Raw genomic sequence first — 21,292 nt, 5'->3', positions numbered from 1 at the left:
CGGGAGATGATCACCCGGCACTCTTCATCAAACTGTCATGGAACTGTGGCAGCGCGCTTGAACAAACTTCATCAGACTCGCGCTCTACTGGGGTTCTGCGTTTCGGTGTTTCTTCATGCGTGTTTTCTTATCAAGCCTTGTATGTTTGGCCGCTATTGTGTTCGGCCTGCCGTCATTGGCGGCGTCTCGCTGCGATGTCAATGTTCCGACCGAACGGGTCGATCTGGATCAGGTGAGCCTGGCGTACCAGAGCATTGGTCGTGCGTCGGACCCGGCATTGCTGCTGGTGATGGGCCTGGGCGGGCAACTGATTCACTGGCCCGACGAGGTGGTGGTAGCGCTGTGTCAGCAGGGTTTTCGGGTGATCCGTTATGACAATCGCGATGTCGGCCTGTCGACCTGGCGGCAGGCGCCGCTCGAGGCCAACCTGACCTTCGAAGTGCTGCGCTACAAACTGGGTTTGCCGGTGTCGGCACCGTATTCGTTGACCGACATGGCGAGCGACGGCCTGGGCCTGATGGACGCGTTGCACATTGAGCAATTCCATGTGCTGGGCGCGAGCATGGGCGGGATGATCGCCCAGCATATGGCGGCCATGGCGCCGCAGCGCGTCGAGAGCCTGACCCTGATCATGACCACGTCCGGTGCCGAAGGCTTGCCGGCGCCAAGTGCGGCGCTGGTGCAATTGCTCTCGCGTCGTGGAGCGCCCAATCGCGAGGTCGCCCTGGAGCAACAGGCCGACTTGCTGGCGGCGTTGGGCAGTCCGACAGTGACGGATGATCGCCAGGCCCTGCTGCATCAGGCGGCGCTGTCCTATGACCGGGCGTTCAATCCCGAAGGCGTGAAACGGCAGATCATGGCGATTCTCGCCGAGCCGAGTCGCGTGGCGTTGCTTAACCAATTGCGGGTCCCGGCGCTGGTGGTGCATGGCACCGCCGATCCGTTGTTGCCGGTAATGCACGGCGTGCACTTGGCCGCGCATTTGCGCGGCAGTCAATTGATACTGATTCCAGGCCTAGCCCATCGCTTCCAGGAAGCTTTCAAGGCGCCGTTGCTGGCGGCGGTTTTGCCCTATTTACGCGAACACCGCGAAGACACGTCCCATTGGGCGCAGATCGACCCGGTGGCCGAACACAACCTCCTTTAACGCGCCTGCAATCAACTGTCAGGTTCCTGTCGTCAAAAATATATCAATGTGCCACTATTGATTGCGCTGTCGCTGCCGATACAGGCAGCGACTTTCAATCATAGGGACTTGATCCATGCCATTCCACGCTCTACGCACTCTCGCTGCACTCACATTGCTCGCCTGCCTGACCCTCACCGGCTGCGCCAACGTACAACCCCCTGTTCCGCTCGACCAACAATTCTGGGATGCGAAGGAGCCGACCATCGGCGTCGCCATCAGCGAATTGCCGCCGCCGGTACTGGCCTTGACCGGTAACCAGGGGCTTCTCGATTACGCGATCAACGCGGGCGTCAACAGCAAACTCAGCGACAACGTCAAAACCTGGCAAGTCCGCGATTTCGATACCCTGCCGGATGCCATCGTCGCCAAGTTGCAGGCCAAGGGCTACAAAGCCAAGCGCATCGACGACAAGATCGACCTGAAGGCCTACAAGGAAACCAAGTTCCGCGAAGGCTACACGATCAAAGACCTGACCCCGATGAAAGCCAAATACGGCGTCGATCGCCTGCTGCTGGTGTATGTCACCGCCACCGGTGCGACCCGCAGCTACTACAGCATCGTGCCCACCAGCGTGCCGATGGCGCAGGTCGGCGGACAGGGCATGGTGGTTGATCTGGCCGACAACAAACTGCTGTGGTTCCAGCCATTTGCCGCGATACAAGCCGCACAGGGCGAGTGGGACGAGCCGACCTATACCAACCTGTCCAACGCGTTCTACCAGGCTGTGGATAACAGCCGTCAGCAAATGATTACCCCGTTCGCCCAATGAAGCGTTCGATCGTAGCGGCCACAGCGCTGGCCCTGCTGATGGTGGGTGGCTGTGCACAAAAACCGGCTCCCGAGGCCGGTTTCAAGGATCAGGCCGCACTGCCTTACGTTCAGGCGCACGGGCTCAAGGTCGATGTGCAGGTGCCGCAAGCTTTCGTCGGGGCCAGTACCGTGATTGATAGCAAAGAGGCGCTCAAGGCTGCGTCGTCGAGTCAGGCGTTGTTGCTCAACTCGGGCACCAGTGCCGGGTTGGCGGGCGTGTTGGTGGCCAGTCTGGTCAACACCCAGATGGGCAGCGGCACCTTGCAGCGTGATGCGGAAAATGCCGCCCTCAAGGACTCACGCCCCATGGCGGATCTGCTCGCTGGCGTGCCCTTGCAGGAACGCTTGCAGCAACGCTATCAGCACGCCTCGCAGGTGGCCGGGCTCAAGCAGGGCGAAGGGCAGGTCACGGCGCGTTTGTTGATCGAGCCGAAACTGATGCTGACCCCGGATCGCGGCAGCTTTGTGCTGATCAATCAGGTCCAGGTCCAGGACATCGCCGGCTCGGCGCTGTACCGCATGCGCATCGAAGTGACCAGCCAGCCGATCCGTCGTTGCGGCAGCCAGTGCATCGATGACGGCAGCCTCGAACTGGCAAAAGTCACCGCGGTGCTCGACGAGTGCATCGACGAATCCATGCGCGTTCTGGCCACGGACCTGATGCAACCGACTCCGCCACCGGCCGCGCAGGAAACCTTGCGGTATGTGCTTGATGGTCAGCGTGTGGTCGAGCGTGGCTATCAATTGGCGAACAACGGTAATTACTGGCGTTATCGCAACCTCTATGGCGCGGTGAAGTCCGTGCCGGTGCCGTTTGAGGATGCGCTGACCCAGGCCCAGCTCGAGAACGTCTACGGACGCTAAACCTGCAGGCGCCGGCTTGCTGGCGATGGCGGTGTACCAGTCACATCAATGCTGACTGTGTAGTCGCTATCGCCAGCAAGCCGGCTCCTACAGGGTTTGCACTTCTCAGTGGCTCAACCCGTATTTCTTCACTTTGTCGAACAAGGTGGTCTTGGCCATGCCCAGTTCCTGGCTGGCCTGGGTCAGGTTGCCGCCGCTGCGCTGCAAGGCATCGCTCAACAGGTTGCGTTCGAACGCTTCCACCGCTTCGGCGAATGCCAGGCCTTGCGCACTCACGCCCGCGCCGGTTTTCTTGAACGCCGGCAGGCCGAGGGCAAAGCGCTCGGCGACGTTGCGCAGTTCGCGCACGTTGCCCGGCCAGTCGTGGCTCATCAGGTTCGAGACGGTCTGGTTATCCAGCTCCGGCGCGATCCGGTCAAAGCGCAGGGACGACTGCTGCAAGAAATATTCGAACAATTGCAGGATGTCTTCGCGGCGTTCGCGCAACGGCGGCAGTTCCAGGGTCACTACGTTGAGGCGGTAATACAGGTCGCTGCGGAATTCGCCGGCCTTGCTCGATTCGACGAGGTCGGATTTGGTCGCCGCGATCACCCGGCAATCCACCGCCACGCTCTGGTTCGAGCCGAGGCGTTCGAGGGTGCGCTCCTGCAAGACCCGCAACAGTTTGATCTGCAAGGGCAGGGGCATGCTTTCCACTTCGTCGAGGAACAGCGTGCCACCGTCGGCGTGTTCGATCTTGCCGATCCGCCGTTTGCCGGCGCCGGTGAAGGCGTTGGCCTCGTGGCCGAAAATTTCGCTTTCGAACAGATTCTCCGGCAGGCCGCCGCAGTTCAGCGCCACGAATTGCCTGGTGTGACGACGGCTGAAGTCATGCAGGCAGCGGGCGACCAGTTCCTTGCCCGTGCCGGTTTCGCCCTCGATCAGCACGTTGGCTGAAGTGTCGGCGACGTTGGCAATCAGTTCGCGCAGGTTCTGCATGGCCGGCGAGCGACCGATGATCCGGCCTTCAAGGGAATCGCGTTCAGCCAGTTGCCGCCGCAACGACGACACTTCCCGCGCCAGGCTGCGTTGCTCCAGCGCGCGACGGGCCACATCCACCAGGCGTTCCGGGGAGAAGGGTTTCTCCATGAAGTCGTAGGCGCCCTTCTGCATCGCGCCGACGGCCATGGAGATGTCGCCGTGGCCGGTGATCAGCACCACCGGCAAACTTCGATCACGCTCCTTGAGACGGCCCAGCAACTCCAGGCCATCGATGCCCGGCAGGCGAATGTCGCTGATGACGATGCCGGCAAAGTTGTCGCCGACCCGCTCCAGCGCTTCTTCGGCACTGCCCACGCCGATGCACGGAATGTCTTCCAGGGTCAGCGCCTGTTGGCAGCCGAGCAGTACATGGGGGTCGTCTTCGACGATCAATACACTAAGGTCGTTGTTCATATTGGCTCGGCGGGAGTGGGGCTTACCAACGGTAAACTGAGGACGAATGCGGTACCACCGCTGGCGGGGTGCTCAACACCCAAATGACCGCCGGTGGCGGCAGCCAGGCTGGCGGAAAGGGTCAGGCCAAGGCCCAGGCCTTGTTCGCCGGGTTTGGTGGTGAAGAAAGGTTCGAACAGATGCTTGCGCGCTTCGGCGTCGATACCGTGGCCATTGTCACGCACCCGCAGTCGATACTTGCCATCGAATGCTTCACCTTCAAGCCACAGTTCGGGTTGCGGTTGCGCCTGCATCGCGTCGAGGGCGTTGCCGATCAGATTGACCAGAATCTGTTCGAGGCGGGTCTGGTCGATCTGTACCTGTACCTCTTCGAAAAGGCGATGCAACTGCGTGTTTTTCATTCGTCCATCGAGCAACTGCAACGCCGCCTCCACGCCTTTGCCCAGACACGCCTGGCCCTTGTCGTCACCGCGCCGGGCGAAGGAGCGCAGGCTGGCGGTGATGCGGCCCATGCGGTCGATCAGTTCATTGATGGTCTTGAGGTTGGTGCTGGCCACGTCGAGTTGACCACGCTCCAAAAAGCGCACGGTATTACCGGACAGCGTGCGCAGCGCCGCCAGTGGCTGGTTCAATTCGTGGGCGATGCTGGTGGACATCTGGCCGATGGCCGCGAGTTTTCCGGCCTGCACCAGTTCATCCTGGGCGCGGCGCAGCGTCTCTTCGGCATGACGTCGTTCGCGGATCTGACCCTTGAGCCGTTCATTGCTGGCGCGCAGGTCGACGGTGCGTTCGGTAATCCGACGCTCCAGTTGATTGTTGGCTTCCTGCAAGGCTTCCCGGGCCGCGAGGCGAGTGGCGATCACCTTGCGCCGCTCATTCCAGGCAATCAGCAGGAACGCCACGAGGGCGAACGCCACCGCCACCAGAATCCCCTGATTGATCGCTTCGCGGCGCAGGTCCTGCAGCGGCGTCAACAGGGTGAAATTCCACGGTGTATCGCTCAAAGGCCGGGTTTGCGACAGATAACTGATGTTTTCATCGTCGGAGACCAGTTCGCTGTTGGCCGGGAAGGTGAGTTTTTCCACGCCTTCGGACAGGGTTTCCCGGGCCAGCGGTTGCAGTTCGTTCAGCGGAAACCAGTAGTACTGCAGGCTGCGGGCCAGTTTCTCTTTGGTCTCATCACTGAGCGGCACCACGGATTTGAGGCGACGCGCCGGATCGCTGGAGAGAATGATGATGCCGTTCTCGTCGCTGACGAAGGCTTCCAGGCGCGCCCGTTGCCAGCGTTCTTCCATGGCCTCGAGGCGGACCTTGACCACCGCGACGCCGATGATCTTGCCGTGTTCTTCCAGGCCATGGGCCAGGTAGTAACCGGGTTCGCCGTTGGTGCTGCCGATGCCGTAGAAACGCCCGGGCTGACCGCGCACGGCGTTCTGGAAATAGGCGCGGAAGGACAGGTCTTCACCGAGGTAACTGTCGACATCGCGCCAGTTGCTGGTGGCCATGACACGACCGGTGGTGTCCATCACATAAATGGCCCGACTGCGGCTGCGCCGGTTCAGGCCTTCGAGGTAATCGTTGACCGTTTGCCGGTGTTCCGGTCTCGGGTCGGCCAGCAATCTGGAGACACTGGTTTCGAGTTCCAGCAGGCTGGGCAGGTAGGTGTATTTGCTGATTTCACTTTCCACTGCACGGGCATGCAGTTCCAGCTGGCGCTGGCCGTTTTCGCTGAGGCTGCGAATGCCGTAGTGTTCACTGACCCAGAAGCCGATGTAACCCAGTCCGATCATCAGTGCGATGATCAGCGGCGGCAGGAACAGATGGCGAATCAGACGGGGTTTCACGGCGAGTGATGGCGACGTGGCGCGGTAAAGTTCGGGGTCGCATTTCATCACAGATGCCTTGGGTCAACCAGCATGGCAACGTGCTTGCTCTGGTTCCTGCCGAACGAAGAACCTGTGGCGAGGGAGCTTGCTCCCGCTCGGCTGCGAAGCAGTCGTAAAACCGATGAATGCGGTGTGTCAGAAAAATTGCATTTACAGGTTTCGGGGCCGCTGCGCGACCCAGCGGGAGCAAGCTCCCTCGCCACAAGGAGCAAAGCCAGTTGCTGATTAGTGCTGCAGAATCTTGTTCAGGAAGTGCTGCGTGCGCTCGGCGCGGTGGCTGATGTCGCCGAAGAACTCTTCCTTCTTGCAGTCTTCGATGATCTTGCCGGCGTCCATGAAGATCACGCGGTCGGCCACTTTACGGGCGAAGCCCATTTCGTGGGTCACACACATCATGGTCATGCCTTCGTGGGCCAGTTGCACCATCACGTCCAGCACTTCGTTGACCATTTCCGGGTCCAGCGCCGAGGTCGGTTCGTCGAACAGCATGACGATCGGGTCCATCGCCAGCGCACGGGCAATCGCCACACGCTGCTGCTGACCACCGGACAGTTGGCCCGGGTGCTTGTGGGCGTGGGCCGAGAGACCCACGCGCTCAAGCAACTGCAGGCCTTTCTTGGTGGCTTCTTCCTTGCTGCGGCCCAACACCTTGATCTGCGCGATGGTCAGGTTTTCGGTGATGGTCAGGTGCGGGAACAGCTCGAAGTGCTGGAACACCATGCCCACGCGCGAACGCAGTTTCGGCAGGTTGGTCTTCGGGTCGGCAATGGAGGTGCCATCAACCACGATGTCGCCTTTCTGGAACGGCTCCAGGGCGTTGACGCACTTGATCAGGGTCGACTTGCCGGAACCCGAGGGCCCGCACACCACGATCACTTCGCCTTTTTTGACCTCGGTGCTGCAATCAGTCAGTACCTGGAAGTCCCCATACCACTTGTTGATGCTTTTGATAGAGATCATACGGCGAACCTTTTTTGCAGACGCTTGACCAGCAGCGAGGCGGAAAAGCTGATGATGAAGTACACGAGACCTGCGAAGATCAGGAACTCATTGGAGCGGCCAATGATGTCGCCACTGGCGCGCGAAGCATTGAGGAAGTCCACCAGGCCGACGGCGTAAACCAGCGAGGTGTCCTGAAACAGGATGATGCTCTGTTGCAGCAGCAACGGCGTCATCTTGCGGAACGCTTGCGGCAGGATGATCAGGCGCATCATCTGGCCGTAAGTCATGCCCAGCGCCTGGGCAGCACCCATCTGGCCCTTGGGAATCGACTGCACACCGGCACGGACGATTTCGCAGAAGTACGCCGCTTCGAACATCATGAACGCCACGATGCAAGAGGCGAACGCACCGATCGGCGTATCTTCACCGGTGATCCAGCGCAATACGAACGGCACCGCCAGGTAGAACCAGGTGATCACCAGCAGCAACGGGATCGAGCGGAAGTAGTTGACGTAGGCACCGGCAATGTTCGACAGCACTTTGCTGTGGGACAGGCGCATCAACGCCAGGATGGTGCCGAGGATGATCCCGCCGATGACGCCCATGGCCATCAGCTTGAGGGTCATGACCATGCCGTTCCACAAACCCGGCAGGGACGGGATGATGCCCGAGAAGTCGAATTCCATCATTTACCCCCTACGGAAATCAGGCCCGGTACGGCGACTTTCTTCTCGACCATACGCATCAGCAACATCAGGCTCATGTTCAGGGTGAAGTAGATCAGCGTGGCCAGGGTGAAGGCTTCGAACAGGTTGGCGGAGAACTCGGCGGTCTGTTTGGTCTGCGCGAGCAGCTCCATCAAACCGATCAGCGAGGCCACGGAGGTGTTCTTGAAGACGTTCAAAAATTCCGAGGTGAGCGGCGGAATGATGATCCGGTACGCCTGGGGCAGCAGCACGTTCCAGTAGATCTGCGGCAGCTTGAATCCCATGGCGCGGGCCGCGGATTCCTGGCCTTTTGGCAGGGCCTGGATACCGGTGCGCACCTGCTCGCAAACGCGGGCGGTGGTGAACAGGCCGAGGCACACGACGACGCTGAGGAAGGCCGAGGTCGTCGGGTTCAGGTCCTGCTTGTACCACTCTTGCAGGTCTGCCGGCAGCAGGTCGGGTACCAGGAAGTACCAGATGAACAGTTGCACCAGCAGCGGTACGTTACGGAAGAGTTCGACGTAGCAGGTGGCGATGCCCGATACGATGCGGTTCGGCACGGTACGCATGACGCCCAGGATCGAGCCCAGTGTCAGGGCGATGATCCAGGCCGCGATGGCGATACCGATGGTCCAGGCCAGACCGGACACGTACCAGTCGAGATAGGTCTCGCTGCCCACGCCGGTGGACTTGAAGAACACGCTCCAGTCCCAGTTGTAATTCATTAGGGTCTCCCCTCAGATCGATCGATGTACAAGTACCCGCTTGGGGGAAGCTCCGTTCCCGCCCGACTTGGGAGTCAGGCACACGCGATCGGCTCGACAGCCACCGGTCCGAGTGTTTCCAGAAATGCCAGCAGGGAGTGACAACCTCCTGAAAGGGCTGCGGCCCTCTCAGGAGATAAGGTTAGTCAGAAATCAGGATTTCTTGTCGTCAGCCGCTTTATCGGTCGGATTGGCGATCAGGGCCTTGAGCTCGTCGCTCATCGGGAAGTTCAGGTTCAGGCCTTTTGGCGGGATTGGCTGCATGAACCATTTTTCGTAGATCTTGTTGATCTCGCCCGATGCGTAGGTGGCCTTGATGGCGTCATCCACAGCCTTTTTGAACGGCTCGTCGCCTTTGCGCACCATGCAGCCGTAGATTTCGTAGGACTGTGGAGTACCGGTTACGGCCCAGTCGCTGGCTTTCTTGGCCTTGGCGGCTTCACCGGCCAGCAGCGCGTCGTCCATCATGAAGGCCACGGCACGGCCGGTTTCCAGCATCTGGAAGGACTCGCCATGGTCTTTGGCGGAGATGACGTTCATGCCCATTTGCTTGTCGGCGTTCATCGCCTTGATGATGCGCTCGGACGTGGTGCCAGCGGTGGTCACGACGTTCTTGCCGGCCAGATCAGGGAAGTCCTTGTACTTGGAGTCTGCCTTGGACAGCAGGCGAGTACCGATTTCGAAGATGCCGACGGAGAAGTCAACTTGCTGCTGACGCTCGACGTTGTTGGTGGTGGAACCGCACTCGAGGTCCACGGTGCCGTTCTGCACCAGCGGGATACGCGTCTGCGAGGTGACCAGGTTGTATTTGACCTGCAGGTTCGGCAGGTCCAGGTCTTTTTTCAGCGCTTCGACGACTTTCAGCTGGATGTCGTGGGAGTAGCCGACCGGTTTGCCGGAAGCGTCTGCGATATAGGAGAAAGGAATGGAAGCGTCACGATGCCCGAGGGTGATGACACCGGACTCTTTGATCTTCTTCAGGGTGCCGGTGAGTTCGGCGGCGAAAACTGGCGTGCTGATCAGAGCGGCAGCAATGGCTGCGCCCAGGATATGGGGAACGATGCGCATCAAATTTTCCTCGACATTGTTTTTTTTATGGAGCCAGTTGATCGGCCCTTTTTGTGCTGCAAATGCCAGAGCGCTACTGAGAGTGCGCGCAAAGGACATCCGTCGAAGAAGTGTAGAGCATGACTCGTGCCAGACCAGTGCGGATTAGCTAATTCACTGATTTATAAGGGAATTAAATTTTTGTTGCGTGAATATTGAGGCTGGAAAATCCGGTTATCCGAACCGACCCGCAGGTCGCGTTCGGAAAACCGAATGGTGGCAGGGTGCTACCTGCGGATCACGGGTATTTGCGCTTGTCCGGCGCGGGCGGGAAGTACTGGTACAACCAGGTTTCACTCAGCGTGCGGTCGTTGGTACGGATGAACAGGCGCAGTTCGACGGGGGCGACGCTGTCATTGGTCGGGTACCAGTCGAACAGGATGCGGTAGCCCTTGATGTCATCGAGCTTGAGCACGCTGAAATCCTTGACCTCGCCGTTTGAACACGTGACCACGGGCTCGATACCCGTGCCTTCAGGCAAACGGTCCAGGCCGCCACCATTGAAGTCCACGGCAAAACGCCGTGCCCAGACGGGTGGATAATGCTCGCCCGGCGCCCAGCCTTCGGTGAAGCCGCCCATGCCCGAACGTGTCGCGTGGACCCGCGCCAACGGCGTGCCCACGGGTGGCAACGCGCTCCAGTAGAGCTTGTAGCCGTAGTTCAGCGAGTCGCCTGCAGCCACCGGTTTCTTCGGGGTCCAGAAGGCGACGATGTTGTCCATGGTTTCGCCGGTGGTGGGGATTTCCAGCAGATCGATCGAGCCTTCGCCCCACGACGTGGTCGGTTCGACCCACAGGCTCGGGCGGCGGCTGTACCAGTCGACGGTGTCCTGATAGCTGGCGAATTCGTGGTCGGTCTGCACCAGGCCGAAGCCTTTAGGGTCGGTGTCGGCGAAGGCGTTGAATTGCAGGGTGGCCGGGTTGTTCAACGGGCGGCAGATCCACTCGCCGTTGCCGCGCCACATCGCCAGGCGATCGGAGTCGTGGATTTGCGGGTGGATGGTGTCGCACATCCGGCGTTCGTGGGTGCCGCAGCTGAACATGCTGGTCATCGGCGCGATGCCCAGTTGATCGATGGCGGTACGTGCATTCACGTGGGCGTCGACTTCCATCACCACGCGCTCGGCCTGGCAGTCGATGTCGAAACGGTAGGCGCCGGTGGCGCTCGGCGAGTCGAGCAGGGCGTAGACCACGAAGCGGGTGCTGTTCTTGTTCGGCGTCTCGAACCAGAACTTGGTGAAGTCGGGGAATTCTTCACGCTTCTTGGCGTAGGTGTCGATCGCCAGACCACGGGCCGACAAGCCGTACTGACCGGTGGCGTCCACCGCACGGAAGTAACTGGCGCCGAGGAAGGACACCACGTCGTGCTTGTCCAGCTCCGGCGCCTTGAACAGCTTGAAGCCGGAGAAGCCCAGGTCGCCAGTCAGTTGCTTGGTGTCGACCGTGGTGTTTTCGTAGTTGAACAGCGACGGGCGGAAATGCACTTCACGCGCCATGCGGGTTTTCGGATCGACGCTGTACATGCGCACCGGCTGCTTGAAACCCATGCCGACGTGGAAGAACTGCACGTCGAGCTGACCCTTGTTGTCTTTCCACAACGAATGCTCACCGTCGTAGCGGATCGCATTGAAGTTTTGCGGAGTCATGGTTGCCAGGGTCGGCGGCAGCACCTGTTTGGTGTCCTGATAGGGCTTGTTGGCCAACTGCCTGGCCTGCATTTTCAGCGCCTCGAAATCGAAGGCCCTGGCCTCACCGTCGGCGGTCTCAGGTGCAGCCCAGGCACGGGCGGCCAGCAGGCCGGTGGCGGACAAACCGGTATAGGCCGCGATGGCCATGGAGGCTTTGAGCAAGTTCCTGCGGTGCATAAATACAACCTGTCGTGAACAATCCCGCGCCGTTCCTGGCACGTGCTGGATCAGAAATATCGGTTCGGACATGCCTTCGGCCAAACGCAACGGACTTTTAAACAGATGCCCGCTAGCTTAAACCGTTCGATAGCAGAGCAAAATTGATTGATGGCACCGCGCTAGTTCGGCAATGAAACAAGACATGTCGGGAAACAATTCCGACAGTGCTTTCTGATTTACAGGGCATTTCTGCTTTTTTCGACTAATTACTCTAAAAACCGCTTTTCAGCGCCCGGATTATTTCTATTCTGTGCACATGACCGGTTTATGCCCTTCGGGCCGGTGCGGTTCAGTTGGCACGTGGCGCTGCTGAAAAAAGGGTGAGGGCGATGCGGTTTTTGAAGGTTTCTTTGACGTAGAGAAGGACATCGTCCATGTCGAAAGTACAAGGCATCACCGAAATACTGGGAATCTTTCCGTGCCTGGCCAGCGGGCGGCGAAGACGTCGATTGAATTCCGAAGAGATGAAGCTGGTGGAGCGCTATCGGGAACTGTCGGAGAGCGACCGGATTGCGATGAGGTATCTGGTGGATGCGATGAGGAGTGTTTCGCGGTTTTGAAGAAGGCGGGTATTCAGTCGCGGCAAGGTCGTCGCGGCTGAGTGCTTTCTACCAGTCTTGCGAGCGCTCCATTGGCTGATGGAGCACTCGTAAAACTTGTATTGTTCCTTGAGAAAATCGGTAAGGAGCAATGAACGGATAACGATCAAGAACCAGCTCTCGTACATCCGGCATGACGGAAGGTCTGCCTGAGCCAGGAAACACTTCAAGTTGTTTGAAGGACTGCAAAATCGTCGAGATGATCTTCATGGCGGCGTCTGCGCCACGGTAGGATCGAAATAGGGAAGAGATGAGCTTTGAGGATGCATTGGCATGGCGTGTTTACCGTTTTGGCTTGGAAAGTCGCCACCACGGAGTGAAGCCTATCGGTCAGGCGCTCGCGGCGCCAAGTCTGCTTTCCAAGCATCCCCAGCAGGCTGGCTCCCACAGGAAAAACATTCCAGACTGTAGGAGCCGGCTTGCTGGCGATGCTTTTAATGTTTGAACATCACATGCCGCACCACGGTGTAGTCCTCCAGCCCGTACATCGACATGTCCTTCCCATAACCGGACAGTTTCTGACCGCCGTGGGGCATTTCGCTGACCAGCATGAAGTGCGTGTTGACCCAGGTGCAGCCGTACTGCAAGCGCGCCGAAAGGCGATGCGCGCGGCCGACGTCGGCGGTCCATACGGACGAGGCGAGGCCGTAGTCCGAATCGTTGGCCCAGCCCAATACCTGCGCTTCATCAGTAAATTTGGTCACCGACACCACTGGCCCGAACACCTCGCGACGGACGATTTCGTCATCCTGTTGCGCGTCGGCCAACACCGTTGGCTCAAAGAAGAAACCATTGCCCTCCACCGCCTTGCCGCCGGTGATCAAGCGAATGTGCGACTGCGCCACGGCGCGCTCGACGAACCCGATCACGCGGTCGCGGTGTTGTGCGGTGATCAACGGGCCAAGCTCGGTGGCCGGATCATCCTGCAAACCGTACTTGATGCTGCTGACCGCCGCGCCGAGCTTCTCGACGAACTTGTCGTAAATGCCTTCCTGGGCATAGATGCGGCAGGCGGCGGTGCAGTCCTGGCCGGCGTTGTAGAAGCCGAAGGTGCGGATGCCTTCGACGGCGGCGTCGATGTCGGCGTCGTCGAAGATGATCACCGGGGCCTTGCCGCCCAGTTCCATGTGCATGCGTTTGACGGTGTCGGCGGTGCTGGAAATGATGTTCGAACCGGTGGCGATCGAGCCGGTCAGCGACACCATGCGCACTTTCGGGTGAGTGACCAATGGGCTGCCGACCGTAGGGCCACGACCGAACACCAGGTTGAGCACGCCGGCCGGGAAGATTTCCGACGCCAATTGCGCCAGGCGCAAGGCGGTCAGCGGGGTTTGTTCCGACGGCTTGAGCACCACGGTGTTGCCAGCGGCGAGGGCCGGGGCGATTTTCCAGGCGACCATCATCAGCGGGTAATTCCACGGTGCGATGGAAGCGATCACGCCCACCGGGTCGCGGCGGATCATCGACGTGTGGCCGGGCAGGTATTCGCCGCCGGCCGAGCCGCTCATGCAACGGCTGGCACCGGCGAAGAAACGGAACACGTCGGCAATCGCCGGGATCTCGTCGTTCAGCGCGGCGCTGTAGGGCTTGCCGCAGTTGTCCGACTCCAGCTTGGCCAGTTCTTCGCCGTGGGCTTCGATGGCGTCGGCGAGTTTGAGCAGCAACAGCGAGCGATCTTTCGGTGGAGTCTGCGACCAGCCGTCGAACGCGGCATCGGCAGCGCGCACCGCAGCATCGACCTGGGCTTCGCTGGCTTCGTTGATTTCCACCAGCACACGGCCCAGCGCCGGGTTGAACACGGGTTGGGCGGGGCCTTCGCCGTCGAGCAGTTGGCCGTTGATCAGGAGCTTGGTTTGCATGGCATTGTCCTCTTCGAAACTATTGTTGTTCTCTGTGGAAACCGGTCCCTTGCAGGAGCTGGCTTGCCAGCGATGGGGCCATCAGGCTCAACAAAGATGTTGGCTGATCTACCGCAATCGCGAGCAAGCCGGCTCCTACAGGATTCGGTTCCGACAGTGGTTATTCGGTTATTTTCCGCCACTCCCCGCCACGCTTTCACCGCCCCGGGTCAGGTAATAGGCGCCCAGAATCGGCAGCATGGTCACGATCATCACCAGCATGGCGACGACGTTGGTCACCGGTACGTCCCGTGGGCGGCTGAGCTGGTTGAGCAGCCACAGCGGCAAGGTGCGTTCATGGCCGGCGGTGAAGGTGGTGACGATGATTTCATCGAACGACAGCGCGAACGCGAGCATGCCGCCGGCCAGCAACGCCGAGCCGAGGTTCGGCAGGACGATATAGCGGAAGGTCTGCCAGCCGTCGGCGCCGAGGTCCATCGAGGCTTCGATCAGACTGTGCGAGGTACGGCGCAAACGGGCGATGACGTTGTTGTAGACGATCACCACACAGAAGGTCGCGTGGCCGACGATGATGGTGAACATCCCCGGCTCGATGCCCAGTGTCTTGAAGGTCGCCAGCAGCGCGATCCCGGTAATGATCCCCGGCAGGGCGATCGGCAGGATCAGCATCAGCGAGATGCCCTGCTTGCCGAAGAAATCCCGGCGATAAAGCGCCGCCGATGCCAGCGTGCCGAGCACCATGGCAATCAATGTGGCGATCGCAGCGATCTGCAACGACAGCTTGATCGCTTCCAGTACGTCGGGTCGCGAGAACGCTACACCGATCCACTTCAGGGTGAAGCCCTTGGGTGGAAAGCTGAACGCCGCATCTTCGGTGTTGAAGGCGTACAGGAAGATGATCAGGATCGGGAAGTGCAGAAACACCAATCCGCCCCAGGCCGCGATTTTCAGGCCTGAAGACGCTTTCTCAGAGTGCATCGAAGGCCCCCAGGCGTTTGACGATGGACAGGTAGATGGCGATCAAGACGATCGGCACCAGGGTGAACGCGGCTGCCATCGGCATGTTGCCGATCGCACCTTGTTGGGCATAAACCATGCTGCCAACGAAGTAGCCCGGCGGGCCGACCAGTTGCGGCACGATGAAGTCGCCCAGGGTCAGCGAGAAGGTGAAGATCGACCCGGCGGCAATGCCCGGAATCGACAGCGGCAGAATCACTTGCATGAACGTCTGGCGCGGCTTGGCACCGAGGTCGGCAGACGCTTGCAGCAGCGATGGCGGCAGGCGTTCCAGCGAAGCCTGGATCGGCAGGATCATGAACGGCAGCCAGATGTAGACGAACACCATGAAACGCCCCAGGTGCGAGGTCGACAAGGTGCTGCCGCCCACGCCCGGAATGCCCAGCACCCACAGCAACACCGGCTCCAGCCCCAAATGCTGCAGGAACCACTGCGCCACGCCGCCCTTGGCCAACAGCAACGTCCAGGCGTAGGCCTTGACGATGTAACTGGCCCACATCGGCATCATCACCGCGATGTAGAAAAACGCCTTGGTCTTACCGGTGGTGTAGCGCGCCATGTAGTAGGCAATCGGGAACGCGACGATGGCGCTGGCGATCGACACGACGATCGCCATGCTCAGGGTGCGCAGGATGATGTCGAAGTTCGAAGGCTGGAACAGCGCGGCGAAGTTGGCCAGGGTCAAGTCGGGGGTGACCGCCATGGTGAAGTCGTCGAAGGTGTAGAAACCTTGCCACAACAAGGTCAGCAGTGAACCCAGATAGATCGCGCCGAACCACAGCAATGGCGGCACCAGCAGCATTGACAGGTACAGGTTCGGCCGGCGGTACAACAGGTTGGAAAACCTGCGCAACGGCGAACCGCCCGCCGAGGTTTGAGAAATGGCCAAGGTGCTCATCTCACACCCCGCCGACAACGGTGTCGTGCAACTGCACCATGGCTTCCCGCGCCCAGCGTGCGCTGAGGCGTTGCCCGGTCTGGTGTTGCGCGCTGCTGTCGATCCACTGATTGTTGGCCTGGCTGATGTTCAGTGTCTGGCCGTTTTCCAGCTTCAGCTCATAGCGAGTGGCGCTGCCCTGGTACTGGATGTCGTGCAGCAGACCACTGACTTCGATCTCATGGCTGGCCAGCGGCCCCTCGGCGAAACGCACGTGTTCCGGGCGAATCGAAAACGGCTGAGGGTGGCCGCTCAATTGCCTGGCCAGATCGCCGCGGATCACGTTGGAGGTGCCGACGAATTCCGCGACGAAGGTGGTCGCCGGTTTCATATAGAGGTTGCGCGGCGAGTCGACCTGTTCGATGCGGCCCTTGTTGAACACCGCCACCCGGTCGGACATCGACAGCGCTTCGGTCTGGTCGTGGGTGACAAAAATGAAAGTGATGCCGAGCTGGCGTTGCAGCTTTTTCAGCTCGCCTTGCATTTGCTCGCGCAGTTTCAAATCCAGCGCGCCAAGCGGCTCGTCGAGCAGCAGCACTCGCGGACGATTGACCAGTGCCCGGGCAAGCGCCACACGCTGACGCTGACCGCCGGAGAGTTGCACCGGTTTACGCTCGCCATAGCCGCCAAGAGCGACCATCTCGAGGGCTTCGGCGGCGCGCTTGAGGCGTTCGGCCTTGCCGACACCTTTGACTTTCAGGCCGTAGGCGACGTTGTCGCGAACGTTCATGTGCGGGAACAGCGCGTAATCCTGGAACACGGTGTTCACGTCACGCTGATAGGGCGGCAGGCCAGCGGCCTCTTCGCCATGAATGCGGATCGAACCTGCGCTCGGTTGTTCAAAACCGGCGATCAGGCGCAAACAGGTGGTTTTGCCCGAGCCGGAAGGCCCCAGCATGGAAAAAAACTCGCCGTCCTGGATGTCGATGGAAACCCGGTCAACGGCTTTCACTTCGCCGAATAAACGGGAAACGTTGGTGAACTGGACTGCAAGCGTCATGGTGCGGTGCTCCAAAAAAGGCGAGGGCCGTCGCAGCGGCCCTGCCTGGACTTCTGAAAAATCTGAATCAAAGTGCAGTTGTGGCGAGGGAGCTTGCTCCCGCTGGAGAGCGAAGCTCTCCCAAAAAGGGCTGATGCGGTTTACCTGGCAGACCGCATTGACTGGTTTTGGGGTGGCTTCGCCACCCAGCGGGAGCAAGCTCCCTCGCCACAGGTGAGCGGTGTGTTAGCGGCCGCCCATGATCGCGATGTAGTCCTGGGTCCAGCGGCTGTATGGCACGAACTTGCCGCCTTCAGCCTGCGGGGTTTTCCAGAAGGCGATCTTGTCGAACTGGTCGAAACCGTTGGTCTTGCAGCCTTCAGCACCGAGCAATTCACTGCCCTGGCACGCCGCCGGCACTGCTGGCAGCGAACCGAACCACGCGGCTACGTCGCCCTGGACTTTCGGTTGCAGCGACCAGTCCATCCACTTATAGGCGCAGTTCGGGTGCTTGGCTTCGGCGTGCAGCATGGTGGTGTCGGCCCAACCGGTGGCGCCTTCTTTCGGGATGGTCGAGGCGATCGGCTGTTTCTCGTTGACCAGGCCGTTGACCTGATACGGCCAGGCGCCGGACGCGACCACGCCTTCGTTTTTGAAGTCACTCATTTGCACGGTGGTGTCGTGCCAGTAGCGATGGATCAACGGCTGCTGGGCGCGCAACAGGTCGAGCACGGCCTTGTATTGCGCTTCGGTCAGTTCGTAGGGGTTCTGGATGCCCAGCTCCGGCTTGGCAGATTTGAGGTACAACGCCGCGTCGGCGATGTAGATCGGGCCGTCATAGGCTTGCACGCGGCCTTTGTTCGGCTTGCCGTCCGGCAGGTTTTGCGCATCGAACAGTACGCCCCAGGAGGTAGGCGCGGTCTTGAACACGTTGGTGTTGTACATCAGCACGTTCGGCCCCCACTGATACGGGGTGCCATAGGTCTGGTTGTTGACCACGTACCACGGCGCATCCTTGAGGCGCGGGTCGAGGTTTTTCCAGTTTGGGATCAGCGCGGTGTTGATCGGCTGCACACGCTTGCCGCCGATCAGCCGCAGCGAGGCGTCACCCGACGCGGTCACTAGGTCGTAACCACCCTTGGCCATCAAGCTGACCATTTCATCGGAAGTGGCCGCCGTTTTCACATTGACCTTGCAGCCGGTTTCCTTCTCGAAACCGGTGACCCAGTCGTAGGCCTTGTCGCTTTCGCCACGTTCGATGTAGCCGGGCCACGCCACAATATCCAATTGGCCTTCGCCTGCCCCGACAGCTTTCAGCGGCTCGGCGGCCTGGACACTGGCACTGGCCAGCAGCGCTGTGGTGATTGCACTGAGCAGTGCGGTCTTGTGCACGAACATGGGATTTCCCTCTTTTTTAAATTATGGTCGGGGCAGTTTTGAACGTGGTTTTCAACGTCGAAACAAGGTCCTGCAGGAGCCGGCTTGCCGGCGATGAATCCCTCAAACCTTGCGGTGTCCTGATGGACGCCATCGCTGGCAAGCCAGCTCCTACGAGGGGACCGCTTTGTTCCAGCGTTTCTACATCAATGCCTTTACGGCTAATTGTTAGCGTAGTGCTCTTTTATAAATGCTGTCCGTGGCGCGCCATGATGTGCCGCACCACGCTGTAGTCCTGGAGCGAATCGCTGGACAGGTCTTTGCCGTAACCCGAGCGCTTGAGGCCGCCATGGGGCATTTCGCTGACCAGCATGAAATGGCTGTTGATCCAGGTGCAGCCGTACTGCAAACGCGCGGCGACCTGCATCGCCTTGTCGAGATTTTGCGTCCACACCGAAGACGCCAGGCCGTATTCCGAGTCGTTGGCCCAATCCACCGCTTGTTCGAGTTCATCGAAGCGGGTCACGGTGACCACCGGGCCGAACACTTCGCGCTGGACGATTTCATCGCTCTGTTTGCAACCGGCCAGCAACGTCGGCTGGTAAAAGAATCCGGCCCCGGAATGTACGGCGGCACCGGTCACTCGTTCAATGTGCGGCTGGCCGAGGGCGCGTTCGACAAAACTGGCCACGCGGTCACGCTGGCGGGTGCTGATCAGCGGGCCGATTTCATTGTCGGCGTCACGTTTGCCGGCGAAGCGCAGGCTGCTGACGGCGGCCCCGAGCTCGGCCACCAAACGGTCGTGAATCCCGGCCTGTGCATAAACCCGGCACGCGGCGGTGCAATCCTGGCCGGCGTTGTAATAACCGTAGGTGCGCACACCTTCGACCACCGCCTGAATATCCGCATCGTTGCAGACGATCACCGGGGCCTTGCCGCCGAGTTCGAGGTGAGTGCGCTTGAGGGTTTTGGCCGCGGCTTGAAGAATTTTCTGCCCGGTGACGATATCGCCGGTCAGCGACACCATGCGGATTTTGGGATGGCTGACCAAATGGCTGCCAACACCTTCACCGCCACCGCAAACAATATTGATCACGCCGCGTGGCAGGATGTCGGCCAGCGCTGGCGCCAGGGCCAGGATCGACAGTGGCGTGTGTTCCGATGGCTTGAACACCAGCGTATTGCCCGCGGCCAGGGCCGGGGCGATTTTCCACGCGGCCATCATGATCGGGTAATTCCACGGCGCGATAGACGCTACGACACCGATTGGATCGCGCCGCACCATGCTGGTGTAGCCCGGCAGGTACTCGCCACTGAGCTGTCCGGTCTGGCAACGCACGGCCCCGGCGAAAAAACGGAACACGTCGACCGTGGCGCTCAAGTCGTCCTGACGGGCCAGGTGCAGCGGCTTGCCGCAGTTCAGTGCTTCGAGACGGGCGAGGGACTCGGCGTTTTTTTCGATGGCGTTGGCGATGTCCAACAGCAGGGTAGAGCGCTGTTGTGGCGTGGTCCGCGACCAATCGGCGAAGGCACGGTGGGCGGCGAGGATGGCGGCTTCGACTTGTTCGGTGCTGGCTTCGGCGATCTGCGTGAGGATTTCGCCGGTGGCCGGATTGATGATGGGTTCGGCACAGCCTTGCCCGGCGACTAATTCACCATCGATCAACAATGCGGTGAACAACGGGGTCTGCGCGCCAGCCATTTTTCGGGTTCTCTTTTCTTGTGTGGCCATGCTGCTCCCTGTGACTGGGGCCGGCCGTCTTATATAGATGCAGCAAGACTAGTGCGCAGCCCCGAGGTCGACAAATACTAAATACTGAAGGTGGCGTTCGATTAAATAGATGGCTTGCGTCCGCCGTGGGGTTGCTCCCGCGCGACGGTGAGAAACGGGTCGACCAGCGCCGGGCGCGCCGTGCCGCGACGCCATGCGAGGCCGACATCGAGGGTCTGGCTCAGGTCGGCAATGGGCCGCGCTTCAATGATGTCGCCTTCCAGCGACCACGGGCGATAGGTCATGTCCGGCTGGATCGACACACCCAAGCCTGCGGCCACCAGGCTTCGCACCGCTTCGGTCGAGGCGGTACGCAACGTGATGCGCGGTTGCAACGAGGCTGCCGTCCACATGCGTTGGGCGTTGCGGTCCATTTCATCGACATTCAGCTGAATCAGCGGCTCGCGGGTCACGTCGGCGAGGTTGATGCTGTCGTGTTCCAGCAGCGGATGCTGGGCCGGCAGCCACAGCCGGTGGGGCGAGTGGGTCAGCACCTCAGTCTGCAAGGCGTGGCGGTCTTCGAGGTTGGAGAGGATCAGCACGCCGACATCGATCTCGCCGCTGACCAGCAAATGCTCGATATACGGGCGCTCATCCTCCATCACGCGAATCTCGACGTTGGGGTAAGCGCGCTGGAATCTTGTCAGCAAATCCGCCAGGTAATAACCGGCCACCAGACTGGTCACGCCGATGATCAGCTGTCCGGCGACCTGATCCGTACTTTGTTGCAGGCTGCGTTTGGCGTTGTCCACGGTGGCCAGAATCAAGTGCGCCTGCCGCAGGAACTGATGTCCCTGGTGGGTCAGGGTCATGCCCTTGGCGTGGCGATTGAACAGGCTGACGCCGATCTCTTCTTCCAGTTGCTGAATCGCCAGCGTCAGCGTCGATTGGGAAATGAACGCGGTTTGCGCGGCGGCGGAGATCGAGCCCGTCTCGGCCACGGCGATGAAATGACGGATCTGACGCAAGGTCATCATGAAGGCATACCCGGTGGGCGGTTTTTTTAGATGGGTTCGAGTGTATATCCATTTTTACGAAAGACAGGATGACTTCGAGCAACATCTGGAAGCACTCTCGCCGCCAGGCCGCGGGCACTTTCGATCTAGGCTGGTGGCCTCAAGGTTCGGTTAAACCTTTTAGTGGA

At 60.3% G+C, this 21,292-nt stretch carries 19 protein-coding genes; 4 read left to right on the top strand and 15 right to left on the bottom strand.

The features are described from left to right. Positions 1-115 precede the first annotated feature (115 nt). The 3 genes from M5G20_RS25095 to M5G20_RS25085 all read left to right on the top strand — a co-directional run bounded on the left by M5G20_RS25095 (position 116) and on the right by M5G20_RS25085 (position 2,863). Entirely contained in the window at positions 116-1,147 is a 1,032-nt protein-coding gene (locus tag M5G20_RS25095; protein ID WP_273921354.1) for an alpha/beta fold hydrolase, read from the top strand. Positions 1,148-1,262: 115 nt separating this feature from the next. Beyond that, on the top strand, positions 1,263-1,958 hold the full coding sequence (locus M5G20_RS25090; protein ID WP_273921353.1) for a hypothetical protein: 696 nt from the start codon (positions 1,263-1,265) through the stop codon (positions 1,956-1,958). Further along, on the top strand, positions 1,955-2,863 hold the full coding sequence (locus tag M5G20_RS25085) for a hypothetical protein (protein ID WP_273921352.1): 909 nt from the start codon (positions 1,955-1,957) through the stop codon (positions 2,861-2,863). Before M5G20_RS25090 ends, M5G20_RS25085 begins: the two co-directional genes overlap by 4 nt. 105 nt (positions 2,864-2,968) lie before the next feature. On the opposite strand, the gene M5G20_RS25080 is transcribed toward M5G20_RS25085, so the two are convergent. The 7 genes from M5G20_RS25080 to M5G20_RS25050 all read right to left on the bottom strand — a co-directional run bounded on the left by M5G20_RS25080 (position 2,969) and on the right by M5G20_RS25050 (position 11,567). Then, positions 2,969-4,297 (bottom strand): sigma-54-dependent transcriptional regulator, encoded by a 1,329-nt coding sequence (locus M5G20_RS25080; protein ID WP_150732048.1) that lies wholly within the window; start codon positions 4,295-4,297, stop codon positions 2,969-2,971. After that, positions 4,294-6,189 (bottom strand): sensor histidine kinase, encoded by a 1,896-nt coding sequence (locus M5G20_RS25075; protein WP_273921351.1) that lies wholly within the window; start codon positions 6,187-6,189, stop codon positions 4,294-4,296. Before M5G20_RS25075 ends, M5G20_RS25080 begins: the two co-directional genes overlap by 4 nt. Positions 6,190-6,408: 219 nt before the next feature. Continuing rightward, on the bottom strand, positions 6,409-7,143 hold the full coding sequence (locus tag M5G20_RS25070; RefSeq protein WP_007975082.1) for an amino acid ABC transporter ATP-binding protein: 735 nt from the start codon (positions 7,141-7,143) through the stop codon (positions 6,409-6,411). Next, the gene (locus M5G20_RS25065; RefSeq protein ID WP_273921350.1) at positions 7,140-7,811 is read right to left on the bottom strand and encodes an amino acid ABC transporter permease; all 672 of its coding nucleotides are present in this window, start codon (positions 7,809-7,811) and stop codon (positions 7,140-7,142) included. Before M5G20_RS25065 ends, M5G20_RS25070 begins: the two co-directional genes overlap by 4 nt. Next, on the bottom strand, positions 7,811-8,557 hold the full coding sequence (locus M5G20_RS25060) for an amino acid ABC transporter permease (protein ID WP_075946686.1): 747 nt from the start codon (positions 8,555-8,557) through the stop codon (positions 7,811-7,813). Before M5G20_RS25060 ends, M5G20_RS25065 begins: the two co-directional genes overlap by 1 nt. Before the next feature lie 192 nt (positions 8,558-8,749). Beyond that, complete coding sequence (locus M5G20_RS25055; protein WP_273921349.1) at positions 8,750-9,664, bottom strand: glutamate/aspartate ABC transporter substrate-binding protein; 915 nt, start codon at positions 9,662-9,664, stop codon at positions 8,750-8,752. Positions 9,665-9,941: 277 nt separating this feature from the next. After that, on the bottom strand, positions 9,942-11,567 hold the full coding sequence (locus tag M5G20_RS25050) for a glucan biosynthesis protein D (RefSeq protein WP_273921348.1): 1,626 nt from the start codon (positions 11,565-11,567) through the stop codon (positions 9,942-9,944). A 416-nt stretch (positions 11,568-11,983) separates the two neighbouring features. On the opposite strand from M5G20_RS25050, the gene M5G20_RS25045 reads away from it, so the two are divergent. Continuing rightward, positions 11,984-12,169, top strand: coding sequence for a hypothetical protein (locus M5G20_RS25045; RefSeq protein ID WP_075946689.1), 186 nt, complete (start codon positions 11,984-11,986; stop codon positions 12,167-12,169). Positions 12,170-12,217: 48 nt separating this feature from the next. Here M5G20_RS25045 and M5G20_RS25040 read toward each other — a convergent pair whose 3' ends face one another. The 8 genes from M5G20_RS25040 to M5G20_RS25005 all read right to left on the bottom strand — a co-directional run bounded on the left by M5G20_RS25040 (position 12,218) and on the right by M5G20_RS25005 (position 21,125). Then, entirely contained in the window at positions 12,218-12,460 is a 243-nt protein-coding gene (locus tag M5G20_RS25040) for a type II toxin-antitoxin system RelE/ParE family toxin (protein ID WP_273921379.1), read from the bottom strand. A 182-nt stretch (positions 12,461-12,642) separates the two neighbouring features. After that, a complete protein-coding gene (locus M5G20_RS25035; protein WP_273921347.1) occupies positions 12,643-14,067 on the bottom strand; it encodes a gamma-aminobutyraldehyde dehydrogenase in 1,425 nt (474 codons plus the stop codon). 168 nt (positions 14,068-14,235) lie between these two features. Continuing rightward, complete coding sequence (locus M5G20_RS25030; RefSeq protein WP_273921346.1) at positions 14,236-15,045, bottom strand: ABC transporter permease; 810 nt, start codon at positions 15,043-15,045, stop codon at positions 14,236-14,238. Next, complete coding sequence (locus M5G20_RS25025) at positions 15,035-15,982, bottom strand: ABC transporter permease (protein ID WP_273921345.1); 948 nt, start codon at positions 15,980-15,982, stop codon at positions 15,035-15,037. Before M5G20_RS25025 ends, M5G20_RS25030 begins: the two co-directional genes overlap by 11 nt. A gap of 1 nt (position 15,983) precedes the next feature. Continuing rightward, the gene (locus M5G20_RS25020; RefSeq protein WP_273921344.1) at positions 15,984-17,021 is read right to left on the bottom strand and encodes an ABC transporter ATP-binding protein; all 1,038 of its coding nucleotides are present in this window, start codon (positions 17,019-17,021) and stop codon (positions 15,984-15,986) included. Positions 17,022-17,246: 225 nt separating this feature from the next. Then, complete coding sequence (ydcS, locus tag M5G20_RS25015; RefSeq protein WP_150732057.1) at positions 17,247-18,398, bottom strand: putative ABC transporter substrate-binding protein YdcS; 1,152 nt, start codon at positions 18,396-18,398, stop codon at positions 17,247-17,249. Between the two features lie 223 nt (positions 18,399-18,621). Further along, the gene (locus M5G20_RS25010) at positions 18,622-20,109 is read right to left on the bottom strand and encodes a gamma-aminobutyraldehyde dehydrogenase (RefSeq protein WP_273921343.1); all 1,488 of its coding nucleotides are present in this window, start codon (positions 20,107-20,109) and stop codon (positions 18,622-18,624) included. Positions 20,110-20,210: 101 nt separating this feature from the next. Further along, a complete protein-coding gene (locus M5G20_RS25005) occupies positions 20,211-21,125 on the bottom strand; it encodes a LysR family transcriptional regulator (RefSeq protein ID WP_056856294.1) in 915 nt (304 codons plus the stop codon). Between the last annotated feature and the right edge of the window lie 167 nt (positions 21,126-21,292).

It is taken from the genome of Pseudomonas sp. TNT2022 ID1044 (assembly GCF_028656895.1).
Taxonomy (GTDB): Bacteria; Pseudomonadota; Gammaproteobacteria; order Pseudomonadales; family Pseudomonadaceae; genus Aquipseudomonas; species Aquipseudomonas reinekei.
The sequence above is the reverse complement of the archived record's forward strand: the minus strand, read 5'-3'. Positions and strand labels throughout refer to the sequence as shown.